We start from the raw sequence: 20,260 nt of genomic DNA, 5'->3' as shown, positions 1-20,260 counted from the left end.
ACAGATATCGCCTTTATCATGCTAATGGTAAAACGGTATAGCTAACCAAATAAAAAACTTAACCGTATCAATGGAAATGAGAAAACCATTACAACTGACGTGTTTATTGCTTTACGCTTCTGCAAATCTATTTGCAACAGTAAAGACTGAAAAATTCGGGGCAATTCCCGCCCTCAGACCAGTTTCTTCAGGGCTCAACAAGCCTTATTTTCTGGAAACCATCAAAGGAACTGTAAAAGACAACAAAGGTGGAACGCTACCTGGCGTGTCTGTTAAAGTGAAAAGTTCCGGACAGACCACACAAACCAATGCCAGTGGACAATACAGCATCAATGCCAAAGCTGGCGATGTGCTTGTGTTTTCTTATGTAGGCTACCAAAGTAAGGAAGTTACTGTTTCCTCGCAAGGTACAATTGACGTAGTCTTAGCCGAAGATGCTCAAAATCTGGAAGGGGTAGTCGTTACCGCTTTAGGTATCAAGAAATCTACGAAATCTTTAACCTATAATGTACAGACTTTAAGCTCCAAAGAGGTAAACGAAGTTAAAGACCCAAGTTTTGTGAACAGTTTAACCGGTAAAGTATCTGGTTTAACGCTAACCCACTCTTCTGCTCCTGGAGGATCTACCAAAGCAGTACTTCGTGGAAATAAATCCATTAGCGGAAACAACAATGCACTATATGTAGTAGACGGGGTACCTTTGCCAAGCCTAAGCGGAGCAGGGACTACCGATGGTTTTCAAATCAGCGATGGCGGCGACGGGATCTCTAATTTAAACCCGGAAGACATCGAAGAAGTAAGTGTCTTGAGCGGTGCCTCAGCTTCGGCACTTTACGGCGGACAAGCTTCAAACGGGGTGATCTTAATCACCACAAAAAAAGGTAAAGCAGGTAAAACGGCAGTGAATTTCAATTCCAGCACTACTTTTGACAACCCATTTATTCTGCCTAAAACGCAAAATACCTACGGCACGCCAGCACCTGCAACAGCGGGAGGAACACCTGCCTATAATGGATGGGGTCCTAAAGCTGCAACACCAGGAAGCTATAGCCCGGAAGATTTCTTCCAAACTGGAAAAACCTATACCAATGCGCTTTCCATCTCCGGAGGTACAGAGAAAAACCAGAGTTTATTCTCGGCAGCTGCCACAAATGCAGAAGGAATTATCCCAAACAATAAACTAGATCGTTACAACTTCTCTTTCAGAAATACCTCTTCTTATTTTGACAATAAGCTGAACCTGGATGCCAGAGCAGAATATATCTACCAGAAAACGCAGAACATGCCAGGTCAAGGTCAGTATTATAACCCTTTGACCTCAGTATACCTGTTTCCTGGTGCTTCAGAAAACTTCAATAACGTGAAGAACTATGAAGTATTCGATCCTATCCGTAAGATTAATACCCAAAATTGGGCCTATGGTGATGGTGGTATAAATATGCAAAACCCTTATTGGATTACCAACCGCAACCTATTCCAGGTGCAAAGAGCCAGAGTGGTAGGTTCCTTTACCGCCAAATATAACTTTACAGATTACCTGAATCTGCAAGGACGTGTGAGAATGGATAGAAGTACAGATCAGGGAGAAACTAAAATCTATGCAACTACCCTAGGTAATTTATCAGGAAATAGTCCAAACGGTAACTATACGAGCCTTGACAATTTAAACAGTCAGACTTACGCAGATTTACTATTGAACTTCAACAAGACTTTCGGTGATTTCAGTCTGAATGCGACCGCTGGTGCCAGTTTACAAAATCTAACCATCAAAGGTTTAACCATTGGTGGCCCATTAGATCCTTATAAAGTGCCAAACTTTTTTAGTTTGCTAAATGTGACTCAGGCAAACCTGAAACCGGTTCCTAATGCTTATCGTGAGCAAAATCAAGCGGCATTTATGACCGCTACTTTTGGCTATAAAAATTACTTGTTTTTGGATGTAACCGGCCGTAACGACTGGAACTCTACTTTGCCAAAGCCTTTCTTTTATCCTTCAGTAGGTTTAAGTGCAGTAGTATCAGAGATGGCCAAACTGCCTGAATTTATCTCTTTTGCGAAACTAAGGTTGTCTTATGCAGAAGTAGGAAATGCAATTCCACAAGCCTATGCTTATGCCACAAACCCTACTTACCCAATCAATGGTGGTGCAATTGTTCCTTTTACAGGAAAACCTTTCAGCACCCTGAAGCCAGAACGTAGTAAATCTTTTGAAATTGGAACAGATTTACGTTTTATGGATAACAAGTTGAGCTTAAATGCAACCTATTATAAAACGCATACCGTGAACCAGTTTTTCCGTGTAAACGTTTCTGAAACGGTAGGTTACAAAACTTACGATCTAAACGCAGGTGATGTACAGAATCAAGGTTTAGAAATGAGTTTAGGTTATCGTGCGCAATTTGGAGAACTGAGCTGGACGCCAAATATTAACTTCTCTTTCAACCGCAACAAAATTATTGACCTATACAGCTATAATGACCCGGCAACTGGTCAGTTTATTGATGTAAAACAGATTCAATTGGGTGGTTCTTCTGTGATCAGAAAAGGTGGTGCTTATGGGGAAATTCAAGTGAAAGACTTCCAGAGAGATGCCAATGGTGGACTTGTTTTAGATGATAAAGGTTTACCTCAATATTCCAATAATTTAATCACTGCAGGGAATGTGAACCCTAGATATATGTTGAGTATGAACAATGGTTTTAAGTATAAAAACTTTAACCTGAATTTCTTAGTCGACAGTAGAATTGGTGGAGAAGTGATCTCTAATACAGAACGAACACTGGATAAATTTGGAATGTCTCAAAGAACTGCCGACAGCCGTAATGCGGGGGGTATCATCGCCAATGGGGTAGATGCAACTCAACAATATTATGGTAGAATCTCTTCAGAACTGACTCCATATGTCTATAGCGCTACAAACGTTCGTTTGCGTGAGCTTTCTTTAGGCTACACTTTCCCTGCACAAGTATTTAACAACAAAATACAAAAGATTCAGGTGTCTGTGATCGGAAGAAACTTATGGATGATTTATAAGAAAGCACCGTTTGATCCGGATGTAATCACCTTAACCGGAAACGCCTACCAAGGCTTTGATGATTTCGCAATGCCAAGTTTAAGAAGCATTGGTTTCAACGTTAATTTCACATTTTAAGCACCAAGATTCATTTAATATGAAAACTTTAATTAAAAAAACCGGGCTTGGCGCCTTAGTTGCGTTATCGCTTGTCATGACTCAAAGTTCTTGTACAAAAAACTATGATGTATATAACACCAATCCAAACGGATTAACAGAAGAAGATTTGCAGAAAGACAATATTTCAGCAGGGATATTCCTTCCTGAAATGCAAGTGAACGTCTTCTATTGTAAAACAAATGACGATTACACTTATCAGCTTCAGCAAAACTTAAACGCCGATATTTTCTCGGGTTACTTTGCGCCTCCGGGTGATTTTGGTGGGCCTAACAACTCCACCTACGCTTTAAAAACCGGATGGAACTTATGGCCATTTAAAGTAGGCTTCAGCGGAATTATGAACAGCTGGAGAGAAGTTCATAAACGTGCCACAGCGAATCCTCAATATATTGCTATTGCTGATATTCTAAGAGTAGAAGGGATGCACCGCGTAACAGATGTTTATGGCCCAATTCCTTATACCAAATTCGGAACCGGAGTGTTGAGTACTCCGTATGATGATCAGAAAACCGTGTACACTGCTTTCTTTGCGGAACTGGATGGCGCCATTAAAACGCTTTCAGAGTTTATGGTTAAAAATCCAACAGATAATTCCCTAAGTCGATTTGACCTGGTATATGATGGAAATATCAAACAATGGATCAAGTTTGCCAACTCCCTGAAATTGAGATTGGCATTGCGCATCTCTTACGCAGATCCAGCTTTAGCAAAAACTAAAGCAGAAGAAGCCGTAAATGATGGTAATGGTCTTTTATTGACCAATAGCGATAATGCTTTGGTGGTTGCCGGTAAAGGTGTACCTACCAGAAATGGACTTTGGGTAGATGATATCTCTTACAATGATACGCGTATGAATGCTTCAGCAGAGTCTATTTTAAAGGGCTTTGACGATCCTCGATTGAGTAAGTATTTTCTGCTTTCTAAAGTTGTTCCAGGTGATTATAAAGGGGTACGTAATGGGATTGCTTTTAGTGGTAAACCTGATGGCTACTTCAATTCTTCTTCTTCCAGCTTAAAAGAAAGTACTCCGGTTCAATATATGTGTGCTGCAGAGGTATCTTTCCTTCGTGCGGAAGGCGCGTTAAAAGGATGGAACATGGGTGGTACTGCTAAATCTTTCTATGAAGCAGGGGTGAAGCTATCTTTTGAACAGGTGAATGCAAGTGGACTTGATGTTTATCTGGCCAATAATACAGGTACGCAAGCGCCTTATACTGACCCAATCAATGCAGCTAATAATGTGCCTGCCAACTCTCCTTTATTAAGTAAAACTACTGTGAAATGGGATGAGGCAGCAAGTGCAGAGCAGAAATTAGAACGCATCATCACGCAGAAATGGATCGCTATTTTCCCTGATGGGATGGAGGCATGGTCAGAATTCAGACGTACTGGATATCCGAAAATCTTCCCGGTAGTGACCAATCAAAGTGGTGGAACGATCAATACAGACCTGCAAATCCGCAGGTTACCTTTCTCAGATGATGAGTATAAAAACAACAGGGAAGAGGTAACTAAAGCCATTTCATTGCTTGGTGGTGGTCCCGATAACGGAGGTACTAAGTTATGGTGGGATAAGAAAAATTAAATTGTTTGTCTTGCAGCAGCAATATCTGGAATGGATTTCTGTTCCGGATACTGCTGCAGGACAAATATTTGTAACTTCGGCGCCAATATTCACTATATACTAACGAATTGATGAAGCGTAAATACCTTTTATTTCTGGGCATCCTGCTTTCTGTGGGGCAGGTTTTTGCTCAAAACGGACTCACTAAATACGTAGATCCACATATTGGCTCTGCGGCCCATGGCCACGTATTTGTTGGCGCTAACGTCCCTTTCGGGGCTGTTCAGCTGGGACCGACTAATGTTTTTGGAGGCTGGGACTGGTGCAGTGGTTACAATTATGCCAGTAACACCATTATTGGATTCTCTCATACCCATTTGAGTGGTACCGGAATCGGCGACCTGAATGATATTCTGGTGATGCCGGCTACAGGGCCCTCACAACAAAACTATGTATCTACTTTCTCTCATGATCATGAGGTTGCGAAAGCAGGATATTACAGCGTGATGCTGGATAAATATAAAATCAAAGCAGAATTGACCAGTTCTGAAAGAGTAGGTTTCCACAAATACACCTTTGGACAAGGTCAGGATCAGCCCCATGTGATGATCGACTTGAAAGCAGGTTTAGGATGGGATACTCCAGTAGAAACTTTTGTGAAACAATTAGATGCCACCACATTGGTCGGTTATCGTTTTTCTAAAGGATGGGCCAATGACCAACGCCTGTACTTTGCCGTTAAAATTTCTCAACCATTGAAAAGCTTAGCACTTTCTGACAGCAGTAGCATGATGAAAAGTGGTCAGGAATTGAAAGGTAAAGGCGTAAAAGCGGTCTTACATTTCGATGCCATTAACCAAGCTGTGCTGAAGCTTAAAGTTGGACTTTCTCCAGTGAGTTACGAAAATGCTTTAGCCAATATCGCTGCCGAAATTCCAGGATGGGATTTTGATCAAGTACATCAGCAAGCGGATAACAAATGGGAAAAGGAGTTCTCAAAATTGAAAATCACCGCAGATGAAGAGACTAAAAAGACTTTCTACACTGCGTTATATCATACGATGATCGCACCATCCATATTTGATGATATGAATGGAGATTACAGAGGAACCGATAAAAAGGTATACCATAAACCTGGATTCACCAATTATACTACTTTCTCTCTTTGGGATACTTACCGTGCTTACCATCCCTTATTTACCATTTTACACCAGGATAAAGTATCCGATGTGATCAATTCTTTCCTGGCCATTTATAAGCAACAAGGTAAACTTCCGGTATGGCACCTGATGGGAAATGAAACAAATACGATGATTGGTTACCATGCGGTTCCGATTATTGTAGATGCTTATTTAAAAGGTTTCAAAGGTTTTGATGTGAACCTGGCTTACGAAGCCATTAAGCATTCAGCCATGCAAAAAGTAGAAGGAATTGATTACGCAGCAAAACTGGAATACATTCCTTCGGAGCGTGTCATTGAATCTGTGGCCAAAGGATTGGAATATGCCATTGACGATTGGTGCATCGCCCAGATGGCAAAAGCAATGGGGAAAAGTGATGACTATAAATACTTCTCTGAGCGCGCCAAATTGTACAACAAGTATTTCGATACCAAAACTAATTTTATGCGTGGTAAACTGGAAAATGGAGCATGGCGTACGCCATTCAATCCGGTTTCTTCGAAACACCGTGAAGACGATTATACCGAAGGTAATGCTTGGCAATATACCTGGTTGGTTCCACAGGATCCAGAAGGATTGATCGCCTTATTTGGTGGAGATCGCCCTTTTACCAATAAACTAGATACTTTGTTTAGCATGAGCTCTGAAATGGGAGAAGGCAGTTCACCTGATATCACCGGATTGATCGGTCAATATGCACAAGGAAATGAGCCCAATCACCACATCCCTTATCTATATGCTTTTGCAGGCCAGCCATGGAAAACGGCAGATCTTGTCCGCCAGATTACAGATTCTTTATATACCAATAAGCCAGATGGTCTTTGTGGTAATGAAGATCTAGGTCAGATGTCTGCCTGGTACGTGTTTTCTGCAATGGGCTTTTATCCGGTTAACCCGGCCAATGGCACTTATGTATTCGGTTCTCCACTGGTAAACGAAGCCGTAATTGCTTTGCCAGGAAACAAAAAGTTTCAATTGAAAACAGTAAACAACAGCAAAACGAACAAGTACATTCAAAAAGCCATGCTGAATGGCAAACCTTATAAAAAGTCTTATTTATCACACAAGGACCTGGTTTCAGGCAGTACGTTAACCCTATTCATGGGAAGCAAGCCTTCTGCTACCTGGGGTGTAAACCCGGCAGACCGTCCTAAATCGATCACCTTAAAATAAAAGCGCTCGCTGAAGCAGCATTTTTTGCCTAAAGGCTTGAAAGCAAAAACACCCTGTAACTATAATAAGTTACAGGGTGTTTTTTTATACGTAAAAACGAGGTGATTTATTCAGAATCGTCTTCGGTTTCTTCTAGCTTTGCGTCTTTGTTTCTTTTGAGTGCAACTTTAGGTTTATCCTGGGTTCCGGTAACACTCAATGGAATGCCAATCAATCCGAAAGGAGGGAGCCCCAATCTGCCGCTTAAATTTAACCTTCCATCAAAGCTCACCTGACCTTCAAATCGAGGTCTGAATCCTGCAACACGCATTTTGAACCTTTCAATAGTAATGATGTTGTTGTTGATGGTCGTTTTAATGTTGACTTCAGATAGGTCAGGATTACTTAAACTATCTCGTTTGGTCGCTTTACCTACCGCATTCATCAGCTTAAATCCGCTCATGCTGATTTTCTTTAGGGAAAGCACACCTCCACCTTTCAAGGAAGGGAAAACGGGGAACATATCCTGATTCAGTTTTCCAGAAAGCTGGTAATCTAAACCGATCATGCCTTTCATTTTTCCAGCAGAAGTTGCCATTTCACGGAACAATTTGATCTCTTTATAGGCCTTCGCAATGTCGAATTCTTTGGCTGTCAAATGATAATCGAAAGTAGCCGATTTGGGGGTTAAACTTTTATAGGTAGCATCCATCAATACCGGCGCATCGATCATGTTAAAACTAGCCTGCTTTAAAGACATGGTTCCGTTGTTGAGTGCCAGCGTACCTTTTGCATCTTTAATTTTCAGGTCGTTGTAATATACGGTACCCGCATTCGCGTTAACTTCTACATTGAGGTTGTTTGGAATGATGATGACCCCATTGCTGGCGATCGGCTTGCCTGATGCTTCAACCGGAACGCCATTGTAAGCCATAAACTCATCGGCATACAGCGCTTTGGTATCCATGGTAAAGTTACCGGTTAGTTTGGCTTTATCAGAAAGTGCATAATTGATGATATTGCCCAGGTAACCTTTCATGTTGATGTTAGATTTACCATAACTGGCCTGGAAGTTCTCAAACTTCATCTTATCCTGCGCAAAAGAGAATACACCGTTCCTGATCAGGAATGTTTTTGGGAACATATCCGACTCCAGGTTTAGTGATTTGATCACCACACGACCACGGTTATTCAATTTATGGTATCGACCATTCATCGCATCGCTCTGCAATCCTTTAAAAGAAACATTCGTGAAAATAGAACCTTTAACCTGGTATCCTTTTACGGCAAAAAACTGGTACATCTTGCCAATGTCAATCGTTCCTTTAGAGCTGACATTGTAAGCCACATTCTCAAAATTCTTAACATCTGCTTTCAACATAAAAGGTTGTCCAGCCATCTGGAAAGAGATCGGTTTGATGTTCAATTGGGTACCTTTTAGCTTACCATCGTTATTGACCAGGGTAGCGTCAATGACGATTTTCTCTAAAGGCTGGTCGAAATGTGCCGTTTTAATTCTTCCGTTTGCCAGTTGAATAGCTGCGGTAGTTACAGGGAATAGCTTTTTAAGCTTATTGTAGCCACCCTTACTTTGTAGGTCTACATGAAGTTCTCCATTCAATTCTAAGTCTTTCAAAGGGTAGAAACTCTTGATTTCTGCAAAGTTGACCATAGATTTGAGTTGCACATCAACCGGCATGGTTTCCGCAGTTTGCAGTTTAGCTGAGCCTCTGATGTAACTGCTCAATGCCTGGATATCGATGTTGCTGATGTCCAGCTTGGTGTTTTTATAATTACCATCCGGGTTATTTCCATTGATGCTGAAATTGATCTTATCGATCGCCGCCGGCAAAGAAGCAAATTTGAAATAACCCTTGCTTACGGTTGAGGTCAATTTGAACTTAGGAATGGTCGCGATAACGGTATCCACTTTTCTAATGCCAGTTCTAACCACTTTTTTGGTGTATTTTCCATCGGCATGTAAGTCGAAATCATAATGACCTCTGATCAGGTCTACACTGAAAATTTTCCCCCATTTCTCTAAATCTATCGAGGCATGCGTTTTAATGTAGATTTCTGGAGTCACCAAGCCGTTTAATTTGACCACAGAACTCACATAGTCTTTGCCCATATTGAAATACAGACTGTCCATATTGATTTTCAAGCTATCCATATTTAAGCTCGGTAATTTGGTTTGTAAGTTCAGGTACAATTTACTGATGGATTCTGGTGCCTTGGGATTGGAAATTTGTCCGTCGCGAATTTTCATGTTGAAAGTCGCAGTGGGCATGGTGTTGCTCTTTGCCAGGTATTTTCCAATTAAGGAAGCTTCAATCTCTGCATACCCTTTGATATTGGTTTTCTCTACGCGATCGGCTATCGCAGCAGGTAATGCTGAAAATATATTGTGAAGATCAGTCTCTTTTGCTTTGGTTTTAAAGTTGATGTCATAACCATCTTTAATGAAAGAGAAACGACCTACAAAATGAATAGGTAAGGAATTGATTTGTAAATCATTTTCATCAAACATCAAATCCAGGGAATTCGTGTTGATTTTAGTGAGCAGTTTGGCATTGATCTTTTTACCAAGTAGGTAAGGAGATCCGGCATACACCACATCCAGGCTGTCTATATTCGCCTGACTTTTCAAATCAAAGATTGCCTTGCTGAAATCTCCCTGTCCGGTGTAATTCAATCCTTTTGCACTGATCAACATCGGTACAGATTGATCATTATAAGTCAGATTACTCTTTTTAATGTAGATCCCCTCGATTTTGATGGCTGTATTGCCGCTTTCTGTCGTTTTTTGTGTGGTATCCGGCTTGCTTTCATACACATTGTAATTGGCATTTCCTTTTTCATCCACTTTCACATTGATGTCGGCCTCATTGATATATACCTGATCAATTTTGATCTGATCTGAGAAAATAGTGCTTAAATCTACCCGGAATGCAAGTTCTTTGGTATGCAGTAAAGTGTCCTGCTGAAATGGGGCAGAGCCTTTTAAGGTAAAATTATGAAGGCTAAAAGTTAAGGAAGGAAAGTGTCTGAAAAAAGACAAACTGCTGTCTTCAAATTTAACTTCGCCTTTGATGTTACCGTTTACCCATTTTTCCACCGCTCGGGAAATGGTTTTTGGCATCAGGTATGGGGTAATCAATAAGAGCAATACGATAGCGGAGAGTGCGATCCCCGTAATTTTAAGAACTTTTTTCAAACTTGTGTGTATGTTAAGGTATTAAGCGGTCAAAGGTAATTCTTTATAGCTTAAAAACATATCGGTAAATTGTTTGTATTTAAGAGATCCGGCTGAAATTACATAGAGAATATTAGCTGGAGAATGGGATTCCCCAAAAAAAAGCCGAATATTGTATTTGTAACGGCATTCTGTGATGCCTGAAAATTTAAAGATAAGATTATGAGTGAAGAAGTAAAGGGTGCAGCCCCAGAGCTTTCTACCGAGGTAGCGGACGAGATTCTAAAGCTTTCAGAAAGTGGAAATGAATATATTGATGAGGATGATTTTGATAGTGCTATCGGAGCATGGGAAGAAGCTTTAGCTTTAATTCCAGCACCTCAAAATGATTATATACAAAGTGTTTGGTTGAATGCTTCTATTGGAGATGCTTACTTCCTTCAAGATGATTTCAAAACGGCATTGCGCTTTTTCGAAATTGCGAAAAGCAATACCGCAGAGGATGTGCATGACAATCCTTTCATCATGTTGCGTTTAGGAGAGTGCTACCTGGAGCAAGGCGATAAAGAAAAAGCTAAAGAATATCTTTTGAAAGCTTATTTATTGGAACCAGATGGTATTTTCTATGGTGAAGAAGATAAGTATTTTGACTTCTTAAAAGCCAATGCAGATCTAAAAGCATAAGCCGGGAATTTTAGTTTTTTGAGTAACAACAATTTGATAGAGAAAATTTTAGGGATGGCCTGAATTTTGTGTTTCCTAAATCAAATCTCACCTTAAAAATAAAACTGTTATGAATCAAAAAGAAATAAACGACGAGTATGTTAATGCAGTAAACAAGATTGAAACTATTCTAAAGTTCGATAAATCGGTCTATCCTAACGCTACGGCCTTTATCCATCAGTTATTAAAGTTATCAAAAGATAATCACTTTCAAGTATTGACCAAGGATGGTTCCAGCCTTGCTGATGCCATTGAGGGATAAGAAATAGTAAAAAAAGATACATTTTCTGTATCTAAAAAACATCAACCCGGCCCCTATAGGCCGGGTTTTTTATGGCCTTAAAAATATATTATTCAATTCTTTTCATAACTAAATGAATATTCATTTATATTTGCGACTCAATCAGAATGACATGAGAATCAGAGATGTAAATAAAATTGAGTTGGTTAAAGAGAAGGCTGTAGAATTACTGGTAAAAGTCGGTTTTGAAGGCTTTACCATGTCTAAGCTGGCGAAATTATGCAACATTTCCGTAGCCACTTTATACATCTATTATAAGGATAAGGATGATTTAATCCTGCAAATAGGCCTTGAAGAAACCCAGAAACTAAGCGCCATGATGCTGGAAGGTTTTGATCCGAACTTCACTTTTGAAGATGGATTAAGACATCAGTGGAAACACCGGGCAAAGAGTATGTTGGAAAACCCATTGTCTTGTCAGGTGATTGAACAATTACGGACCTCTACTTATCAGGAAAAGATCTTTGAATCGATGACAGAGACTTTTAAGCAGACCCTCGGTGTCTTTATGGATAGGGCGGTAGCCAAAGGAGAAATTGATTTGATGCCGATGGAAACGTATTGGTCGGTCGCTTTTGGTCCCTTATATGCCCTGGTTCGTTTTCATAACGAAGGACGCAGCATTGGTGGCAGACCATTCATCCTGACCGATGAAATCCTTTGGGCCTCTTTTAATTTAGTATTGAAAGCTTTTAAAAAATAAACCACCAACATGGAAATTAATGGATTAAGCGTGTTGCTATTTAAAACGAATATCCGCACTGCAACTGACAAACAATTTATGACTGAGCTGATGCAACAGCATGAAATTAACCAATGGACCGTAGACCAGGAAGATGTGGATTGTGTGCTGAGGATCGTTTCAAATGAGGTACAACAAGCCGATGTCATTGCGCTGTTGAGCCTGCATGGCTACAATTGTGAAGAACTAACTTAAATAACAAATTCATATAACCTCCAAATTTTAATGGACGAAACTATACCCAGCCAGATTGCTCCGCCTTTTACTGGTTATCAAAAACTAGTCATTGCCTTATTGGCTTTACTACAATTTACGATCGTATTGGATTTCATGGTATTGGCCCCACTGGGCGATTTCCTGATGAAATCCTTATCAATTACGCCAAAAGGTTTCGGCCTTGTGGTTTCTTCCTATGCTTTTAGTGCCGGGGCATCTGGTATTCTGGCGGCAGGTTTTGCGGATAAATTCGACCGTAAAAAGCTGTTGCTGTTTTTTTATACCGGCTTTATTGTAGGTACATTATGCTGCGCGATGTCTACCACTTATGAAATGTTGCTGGGAGCCAGAATCGTGACCGGGCTTTTTGGAGGGGTAATTGGCGCCATCTCGATGACGATCATCACCGATCTTTTTGCGGTTCATCAACGTGGAAGAGTGATGGGATTTGTGCAGATGGCCCTGGCCGCCAGTCAGATTTTAGGGATCCCTATTGGCCTTTATCTGGCTAACATCTGGGGTTGGCATGCGGCTTTTTACATGATTGTAATTGTGGCTATCGGTATTGCGATCACCATCATTTTCAAAGTAAAACCAATCGATCAGCATCTGGCAGTACAATCGGATAAAAATGCTTTTCTACACCTTTGGCATGCCGTTTCTAACCCTTCCTATCAAACCGGATTTCTAGCCACTGCTTTTTTAAGCGTCGGAGGTTTCATGTTGATGCCTTTTGGAAGTGCCTTCCTGATTAATAACATCAATATCAGTCAGGCAGAACTGCCGATGGTGTTCATGTTTACCGGAATGGGTTCTATTGTCATGATGCCCCTGATCGGTAAGCTGAGTGATAAAATGGATAAGTTTTTGATCTTTTCTGCAGGCTCTTTGCTTGCTGTGGTTATGATTCTGATTTATACCAACCTGACTCCAATTCCTTTATGGCAGGTGGTGGTCTTGAACATGGTTCTCTTTATGGGGATGATGAGTCGGATGATCCCTGCAACCACCTTAACCATGAGTATCCCTGATCAGAAAGATAGGGGTGCATTTATGAGCGTCAATTCCTCCCTACAACAAGTAGCAGGAGGTATCGCGGCACTTTGCGCCGGCTTAATCGTGACTCAGGAGACTAAGAGTAGCCCACTTCAACATTACAATACCTTAGGTATCGTGGTTTCTGTGCTGGTTATATTTTGTGGTTTCTTCGTGTACCGTGTCAATGTCATGGTGAAAAAGAAAGGACAAGCTTAATCAGCAGATCAATTCGCAAATGGAATAAGTATTAGAACAACTGCATGGTGGTGGCATTTTGTGCCGCCCCAGGGCTGTTCATTTTCTTTTTCAATAATTCCTGAATCTTCTTCATCAGCTCATGTTGATTTTCCCAGTTCGCGGCTTTGCCGGCGATCTCTGTAGCTGCCCGTATTTTGAAAATCTTATGGTCGGCAACTAAACGGTGTTGGGTAAACAAGGCCACTAGTTTCTGATCTGATTTGTTTTTCGGTTTGGTACGAATGTGTTTATTCAAAAGATTGATCACTTGCAAGGTGAGTTCTTTCGCAAAGTAATTGTATGCCGCATCCATTCTTGTGTGAATGGACATCGGGTCTTTTAGACCGTGTTCTTTTTGCAACTGTCTAAGTTGAGATTGGAATTTTATGGAAACGCCCTGAAGCGCTTCAATTGATCTGCTTAGGTTACCAATCATGGAGCGGAACTCCGGATCAGTTGATTTCATGACCTCATGGTCTGCACTTAGCTTTTCAAATGAATCTGTGAGTTCATTAAAAGAGAAAGTGCTGCTGAATAAATGAATAATATATCTTTCCTGAGCAGCGGCAAGAAAATCTGTTAAGGAATCTACATTGCCCAGTTTCATGTAATTGAGTACTTCGATATTGGAGCGCAGACTCTCTTTATTGATTTTGGAACGGAGAATCAAACCGTTTAAGGTTCTTACCCTACTTAAAGCCACATAAACCTGACCAGAGACAAAAGAATTTCCGGCATCGATGATGGCACTATCAAATGTTAAACCCTGACTTTTATGAATGGTTACTGCCCAGGCTAATTTGATCGGGAATTGAAAAAACTCACCTACCTGTTGCTGTACAATGGCATTGTTTTCATTCGCTTTGTATTCAAATGATTGCCAGGATGATCTTTCCAGCAATAGATCTTCTTCCTCATCCGGAAAAGAGATGTAGATTTCTTCTCCAAGGATGGATTTCACTTTTCCAATTTTACCATTGTAGAATTTCCTGTCGTCACCGGTATCATTTTTAATAAACATCACCTGAGCGCCAATTTTCAGGCGCAAGGATTGTTCTACTGGCAATACCTGCGGACTAAAGGTCCCTTCCACCTGTCCTTCAAAAACAAAGTCTTCCCCTTCCAGCTCATCTGCTTTTTCATTGTTGATGGTATTGGCTTCCGCATTGTGAGAAGTAATGATGATGTGGTTAGAGCCTTCTGCCTGTTTAAATAAAGGATCAAAACGTTGGTTTAAGATCGCCAGGCGTTCCTCACCAATCTGATTGTTCCTGATGTCATTCAGGATGTCTACAAATTCAGGTTCCGTTTGGCGGAATACCTGTTTAAGCTCCACTTGTAATAAAGGGTTTTGCTTCACCACTGTGGCCTCAAAGAAATAGGGGGAAGGATAGATCTTACTCAACAACTCCCAATCTTCTCTTTTGGTTACCGGAGGCAATTGAAAAAGATCACCGATCAATAAGAGCTGTACGCCGCCGAAGGGGGCGTCATTTTTTCTGACCATCCTAAGTATCGCATCCACCGCATCGATCACATCACAGCGCACCATAGACACCTCATCAATGATCATGAGCTCCAGCTCCATCAATAATGTTTTTCTTTCTTTCGAATAGTTGATTTCTGTAAGCAGGCTTTTGATAGAAACAACACCAGCTCTTAAACTGGCTAAGTTCACATCCCCAGGAAAGAAAGATCCCGGAGGCAGTTGAAACAGAGAATTGATGGTTACGCCTTTGGCATTCATCGCGGCAACACCTGTTGGTGCAACGATCACCGTTTTTTTCGCAGTGGTCTCTTTTATTTTCCGAAGTAAAGTCGTTTTTCCGGTTCCGGCTTTCCCGGTGAGGAAAATACTCTGATTGGTATATTCGATAAAGGAGATGACATTGTCAAAAATTTCATTGGCGGAATCCACAGTACTCATGCCTGCAAATTTAGCCTAATTTTCGTAAATCTTCCCGATTAAAGGGGAGATCATTTGAATAGCAGTGACCAGAATTGGCTGAGGTGCTGACAATCAAATGAGTATTTCTTCTAAGGCTTTATCTAGATATCATTATATCTTGAAATCAAGGTGTCTTGATCGGTATCCCCGAAACAATCGTTTGGGTGGCGGTTGAATCATAACTATGTGTTCCTGGCACTAGGATCAGTTTAAAGTTTTTAAGGCTAAGGTCTTTGAGTGCTTTCGGGTTTTCCGCTTCACCATAATAACAAAGAATGGGAATCTGGACTTTCTCCACTTCCGAAATCACCTTATAGGGTTTGTCGTCTCCACCAATATTGAGCAGGTCTATGGTACGTACTTTAAAGTCGCTGGTGGCAAAAGGGGAGCAGAGTTGAATTGCCATAATCCTTCTTTTTGCACGCAATGGAAATCGGTTATAAGCAAAGGGGATGATGTCTGCTCCGAAGGAGTATCCACAGAGGTAGATTTCATTCGCATTATACTTGATCCGGTAGGTTCTTAACAGGAGTAACAAGTGTTTAGAAAACTCTTCCGGGTTCCGCTGTTCCCAGAAATAGTTTCGGGTGTTGAAACCCACCACCTGAAAGCCCTTTTTTGAAAACTGCTGGGCAAGGTCATCTTCAAAGTCCAGCCAGCCTCCATCTCCCGAAAAGACGAAGATCATTTTCCTGGACTCTGGGACATTGCTCGGGTAAAGTATCACAGGTAAGTCATAATCATACTTCTCGATGCCTGCATGGTTGGTTTTTCGATTCCGCAAAAATAATCCACAGCCAGAAAGTAGGAGGAAAGTGAAGAGGAGGAGACAGATTCTAAATGATCCATAGTTCATTTTATTCTTTATGATTTTCATGGAGCGGATCTCATTTTAATAATGTAATTTAGAGAAAAATTCCTCCTGACGCTCAAATGTGGAAATCTTTATTTGTGGATATCTCGTAGTTATCCACAACCAGATTAAGTTATCCCCTCCGTATAAAATTACTAATGAGCGAGTTACAAAAAAGGTGAAATTTTCCACTTCAATGTTAGTAAAATTTATGATCTTCGCACTCCCAAAACAACGGATCCATTCGCTGTTTTAAAGTTTAAAACCGTAAAATTAAAGAGAACCTATGCAAAACACTTGTACCCAAGTATGGAATAACTGTCTCCAAATCATAAAGGATAATATCCCGGCCCAGAGCTTCAAGACCTGGTTCGAACCGATATCAGCCCTTAAGCTAGAAGGCAGCGTTTTAACTGTACAAGTACCTAGTTTGTTCTTCTACGAGTGGCTGGAAGAGCATTACGTGGCATTATTACGTAAAACGGTTAAACAACAACTTGGCGCGGAAGGACGTTTAGAGTATAATATAGTGGTAGACAAGTCTACAAATGGAGCACTACCTTATACAACTAATATGCCTTCAAACGGAAGCATGTCTTCTACCAACAGGAAACAATCTATGCCGGTTCCTGTAAATGTGAACAGAGACATTAAGAATCCATTTGTGATTCCTGGATTGAAAAAGATGAATGTAGATCCGCAACTGAACTCAAACTATACGTTTGATACTTTTGTGGAAGGGGATTGTAACCGTCTTGCCCGTTCGGCTGGACATGCGGTAGCTGCAAAACCTGGTGCAACTTCATTCAACCCATTAATGATCTATGGTGCTTCGGGTTTGGGAAAAACCCACTTGGCACAGGCGATTGGAAATGAAATCAGACAAAACCTTCCTGATAAGTTAGTGATCTACTTATCATGTGAAAAATTCTGTCAGCAGTTCGTAGAATCATTGAAAAACAATACGATCAATGATTTCGTAAACTTCTATCAGGCAATGGACGTGATCATCATGGATGATATTCACAACTTTGCCGGAAAAGAAAAAACTCAGGATATCTTCTTCCACATCTTCAACCATTTACACCAATCAGGCAAGCAGATCATTATCACTTCAGATAAGTCTCCAAAAGACCTTACCGGTTTAGAGGAACGCTTATTGAGTCGTTTCAAATGGGGCCTTTCAGCAGATCTTCAGATCCCTGAACTGGAAACCAGAATTGCGATCTTAAGAAAGAAAATGTATGCGGATGGAATTGATCTTCCTGATGAAGTAGTAGAATACGTAGCACACAACATCGACAACAACGTTCGTGAGCTGGAAGGCGCAATGGTATCGCTATTGGCACAATCCACCATGAACAAGAAAGAAATTGATTTGCAACTGGCTAAATCAATGTTGAAGAACTTTATCAAAAACACCACAAAAGAGGTTTCTATGGATTACATCCAGAAATTGGTTTGTGACTACTTTGAGGTTCCGGTACATTTATTAAAAGCGCCTACCCGTAAAAGGGAAATCGTTCAGGCTCGTCAGATCTCTATGTATTTATCAAAAGGAATGACGAAGTCTTCTTTGAAAACTATCGGCGCCTTCTTTGGTGGCAGGGATCACTCTACTGTAATTTATGCTTGTCAGACGGTAGAAGATTTGATTCAAACAGATAAGACTTTCAGAGCTTATGTGAATGACATTGAGAAAAAACTGAAAATGAGCTAGTCGCAAAGCATCTCAAAATATATTAAAAGGCCGGGAATAAGGATCGTTACAGATTTTCATTCCCGGCCTTTTTGTGTGTATAATCTTTATCTTTAGGGATGAGCACTTTTGCAGAAAGAATCATCAGCTTTAATCAAAACCTGGAGTATACCGGTTCCCTGCCCGAAGGCATCCGGATCATGAATCCATTTCAAGAAAGTCCACTTGCACTGGCAGCTTCTTCTGAGTTTTACCGGAAATATTATAGCGATAACCAACCGAGACACCTGATTCTTGGCATCAATCCCGGACGATTCGGCTCCGGACAAACCGGAATTTCTTTTACCGACCCCAAAAGATTACAGGCCAATTGTCATATTGACTATGCCGGGCCGATGACGCATGAGCCTTCTTCGGCGTATATTTATGAAATGATTGCCGCTTTTGGTGGAGAAGAAAAATTCTATCAGCAGTTTTATATCCATTCAATCTGCCCTTTGGGTTTTACCAAAACGGGGGAGAACGGCAAGGAAACCAATTACAATTACTACGATAATCCGGCTTTGTTGAAATCAGTTTATTCTTTTATTGTAGCGAATATCCGGAAACAAATAGATATAGGCTTTGAAATTGACTGCTGCTTTTGCTTTGGAACCGGGAAAAACGAGACTTTCTTTAGAAAACTAAATGATGCACATCAATTCTTTAAGCAGATTGTGGCGCTGGAACACCCCAGATACATCATGCAGTATAAGTCAAAAGAGAAGTCCTTTTATATTGATAAATACCTGTCTGCGTTTAGCGAATTTTAAGGGTTTTATTGCTGTAGCTAGAGATTTCTGCCAACATTTTGATATTGGTAATGGTGATTTTACGGCCTTCAGTGAACAGGAGGCCGAGGTTTTTGAACTCTTTCAGGATTCTGACCAGGTTTTCTTTGGCAATACCTGCCATATTGGATAAATCACTGCGGGAAATGTTGATCGTATCCTCATTGGATTCTTCGTTCTTGTACTTTTCTCTCAGTACAATGAGGGTAATCGCCACTCTTTCTCTTGCGGTACGCTGCGTGAAAACAGAGATGTTATTGGTGAGCACTGCATATTCATGACTCATGTTTTTTAGCAAACGCTGAGATAGAATCGCCGAACTGTGCAGGACTTCCAGGAAATCTTCTTTGGGAATAAAGGCAATGACACAGTCTTCAATTGCAGAAGCTGAGTCTGGATAACGCTCCTCAGAAAGGATGGCATGATAGCCAATCAGCTCGCCGCTTCCTGCTACATACATGATCTGTTCCCGGCCATCCCGATCTACTTTATACTTCTTTACAATCCCTTTCTGGATGAAAAATATCCCCGAAGGAACTGCTCCTTCTTTGAAAATCACATCCCCTTTGTGGTAACTTTCTACCGTCATGTTCGCATAAAGACGGTCGTGGTCTTCTTCAGGAATGCTCTTCAGGATAGATTGGGACTTGAAATTCCATTGATCAATTGGGAAAATACCGGCTAAACTCATAATGCTCGTTCTCTATTCTTTGTAGTTGGATCCTTTTTGACACCACAAAGTTACTTCTAATTTTTCTGCAATCGGGTTATATTAAAGGTCATGTTGACGTAATAACTTTTCAGGAAATTGATATTTATCAGTTTTTCGATTGACAAGTTTTCGTGTTTTTTCTAATTCATGAGCTTAAATTTGTAGCCGTAAACTTAACAAGAGTGATGGCGAAATTTCAGATTATAAGAGACCTTGATAACAAGTTCCATTTTAACCTAAAGCTAAAATCAGGCGATATCGTATTGCGCAGTGCAGATAAAACTGCTGCAAAGATTTCCTGCGAAAAGCAAGTAGAATTGGTAAGAGCCAATTCAAAATTTGCACAGCGTTTCAGTAGACAAACGGAAGAGCAGGGTTCTTTTTTTATATTAAAGGACGCAGACAACCAAGTGCTTGCCCGTAGTGGCTATTATGAGTACTGGTTGGACATGGAGCGTAGTATTGCAGCAGTACGCAGCCATACTCATGACGCAGAAGTGGAAGACTTAAGCGCAACTGCGCAAAGTGCAAACAAATCAACGGCCTTAGATTTAGTAGCTGAATAGTCAGGTCTAAAGCATTAAATTCCCTATTAAGCAACACTTCGGCGGAGAGCAGGAGGGTTGCTTTTTTTTTGAACATGAAATAAATATTCGCCATATCCTCAGGTTAGTC

Annotated in this window: 15 protein-coding genes; 11 read left to right on the top strand and 4 right to left on the bottom strand. The window is 40.7% G+C overall.

Annotated elements, in window-relative coordinates:
- The first annotated feature begins 70 nt into the window (after positions 1-70).
- From GM920_RS17000 to GM920_RS16990, 3 genes are all read left to right on the top strand, one after another.
- Positions 71-3,151 carry a SusC/RagA family TonB-linked outer membrane protein gene (locus GM920_RS17000; protein ID WP_235964563.1) on the top strand — a complete coding sequence of 1,027 codons (3,081 nt, stop codon included), beginning with the start codon at positions 71-73 and terminating at the stop codon, positions 3,149-3,151.
- 19 nt (positions 3,152-3,170) lie between these two features.
- Complete coding sequence (locus tag GM920_RS16995; RefSeq protein ID WP_202986134.1) at positions 3,171-4,778, top strand: RagB/SusD family nutrient uptake outer membrane protein; 1,608 nt, start codon at positions 3,171-3,173, stop codon at positions 4,776-4,778.
- A gap of 110 nt (positions 4,779-4,888) precedes the next feature.
- On the top strand, positions 4,889-7,111 hold the full coding sequence (locus GM920_RS16990; RefSeq protein WP_182959682.1) for a GH92 family glycosyl hydrolase: 2,223 nt from the start codon (positions 4,889-4,891) through the stop codon (positions 7,109-7,111).
- 106 nt (positions 7,112-7,217) lie between these two features.
- Here GM920_RS16990 and GM920_RS16985 read toward each other — a convergent pair whose 3' ends face one another.
- Complete coding sequence (locus GM920_RS16985) at positions 7,218-10,307, bottom strand: AsmA family protein (RefSeq protein WP_182959680.1); 3,090 nt, start codon at positions 10,305-10,307, stop codon at positions 7,218-7,220.
- A 201-nt stretch (positions 10,308-10,508) separates the two neighbouring features.
- Between GM920_RS16985 and GM920_RS16980 the strand changes: the two genes are divergently transcribed.
- The 5 genes from GM920_RS16980 (at position 10,509) to GM920_RS16960 (ending at position 13,522) form a co-directional block, all read left to right on the top strand.
- Complete coding sequence (locus GM920_RS16980; protein WP_182959678.1) at positions 10,509-10,970, top strand: tetratricopeptide repeat protein; 462 nt, start codon at positions 10,509-10,511, stop codon at positions 10,968-10,970.
- 109 nt (positions 10,971-11,079) lie between these two features.
- On the top strand, positions 11,080-11,271 hold the full coding sequence (locus GM920_RS16975) for a hypothetical protein (RefSeq protein ID WP_182959676.1): 192 nt from the start codon (positions 11,080-11,082) through the stop codon (positions 11,269-11,271).
- Between the two features lie 151 nt (positions 11,272-11,422).
- On the top strand, positions 11,423-12,013 hold the full coding sequence (locus tag GM920_RS16970) for a TetR/AcrR family transcriptional regulator (protein WP_182959674.1): 591 nt from the start codon (positions 11,423-11,425) through the stop codon (positions 12,011-12,013).
- Between the two features lie 9 nt (positions 12,014-12,022).
- Positions 12,023-12,247, top strand: coding sequence for a hypothetical protein (locus tag GM920_RS16965; RefSeq protein WP_182959672.1), 225 nt, complete (start codon positions 12,023-12,025; stop codon positions 12,245-12,247).
- 30 nt (positions 12,248-12,277) lie between these two features.
- Positions 12,278-13,522 carry an MFS transporter gene (locus tag GM920_RS16960; protein ID WP_182959671.1) on the top strand — a complete coding sequence of 415 codons (1,245 nt, stop codon included), beginning with the start codon at positions 12,278-12,280 and terminating at the stop codon, positions 13,520-13,522.
- A gap of 31 nt (positions 13,523-13,553) precedes the next feature.
- Here the strand turns inward: GM920_RS16960 and GM920_RS16955 are convergent, their stop codons facing one another.
- Both GM920_RS16955 and GM920_RS16950 read right to left on the bottom strand, forming a co-directional pair.
- A complete protein-coding gene (locus GM920_RS16955; protein WP_182959669.1) occupies positions 13,554-15,470 on the bottom strand; it encodes an ATP-dependent DNA helicase in 1,917 nt (638 codons plus the stop codon).
- 145 nt (positions 15,471-15,615) lie between these two features.
- Entirely contained in the window at positions 15,616-16,368 is a 753-nt protein-coding gene (locus GM920_RS16950) for an AcvB/VirJ family lysyl-phosphatidylglycerol hydrolase (protein WP_182959667.1), read from the bottom strand.
- A 262-nt stretch (positions 16,369-16,630) separates the two neighbouring features.
- Here GM920_RS16950 and dnaA point away from each other — a divergent pair, with 262 nt between their 5' ends.
- Complete coding sequence (dnaA, locus tag GM920_RS16945; RefSeq protein ID WP_062549583.1) at positions 16,631-18,064, top strand: chromosomal replication initiator protein DnaA; 1,434 nt, start codon at positions 16,631-16,633, stop codon at positions 18,062-18,064.
- 98 nt (positions 18,065-18,162) lie between these two features.
- Positions 18,163-18,855 carry a uracil-DNA glycosylase family protein gene (locus GM920_RS16940; RefSeq protein WP_182959665.1) on the top strand — a complete coding sequence of 231 codons (693 nt, stop codon included), beginning with the start codon at positions 18,163-18,165 and terminating at the stop codon, positions 18,853-18,855.
- Here the strand turns inward: GM920_RS16940 and GM920_RS16935 are convergent.
- Positions 18,842-19,564 (bottom strand): Crp/Fnr family transcriptional regulator, encoded by a 723-nt coding sequence (locus tag GM920_RS16935; RefSeq protein WP_182959663.1) that lies wholly within the window; start codon positions 19,562-19,564, stop codon positions 18,842-18,844. The two genes, GM920_RS16940 and GM920_RS16935, sit on opposite strands and share 14 nt — an antisense overlap.
- Before the next feature lie 206 nt (positions 19,565-19,770).
- On the opposite strand from GM920_RS16935, the gene GM920_RS16930 reads away from it, so the two are divergent.
- Entirely contained in the window at positions 19,771-20,151 is a 381-nt protein-coding gene (locus tag GM920_RS16930) for a YegP family protein (RefSeq protein WP_182959661.1), read from the top strand.
- Positions 20,152-20,260 lie beyond the last annotated feature (109 nt).

It is taken from the genome of Pedobacter gandavensis (genome assembly GCF_014172405.1).
GTDB lineage: Bacteria > Bacteroidota > Bacteroidia > Sphingobacteriales > Sphingobacteriaceae > Pedobacter > Pedobacter gandavensis.
Note: the sequence above shows the minus strand (reverse complement) of the source record. Positions and strands in the feature narration are given on the sequence as shown.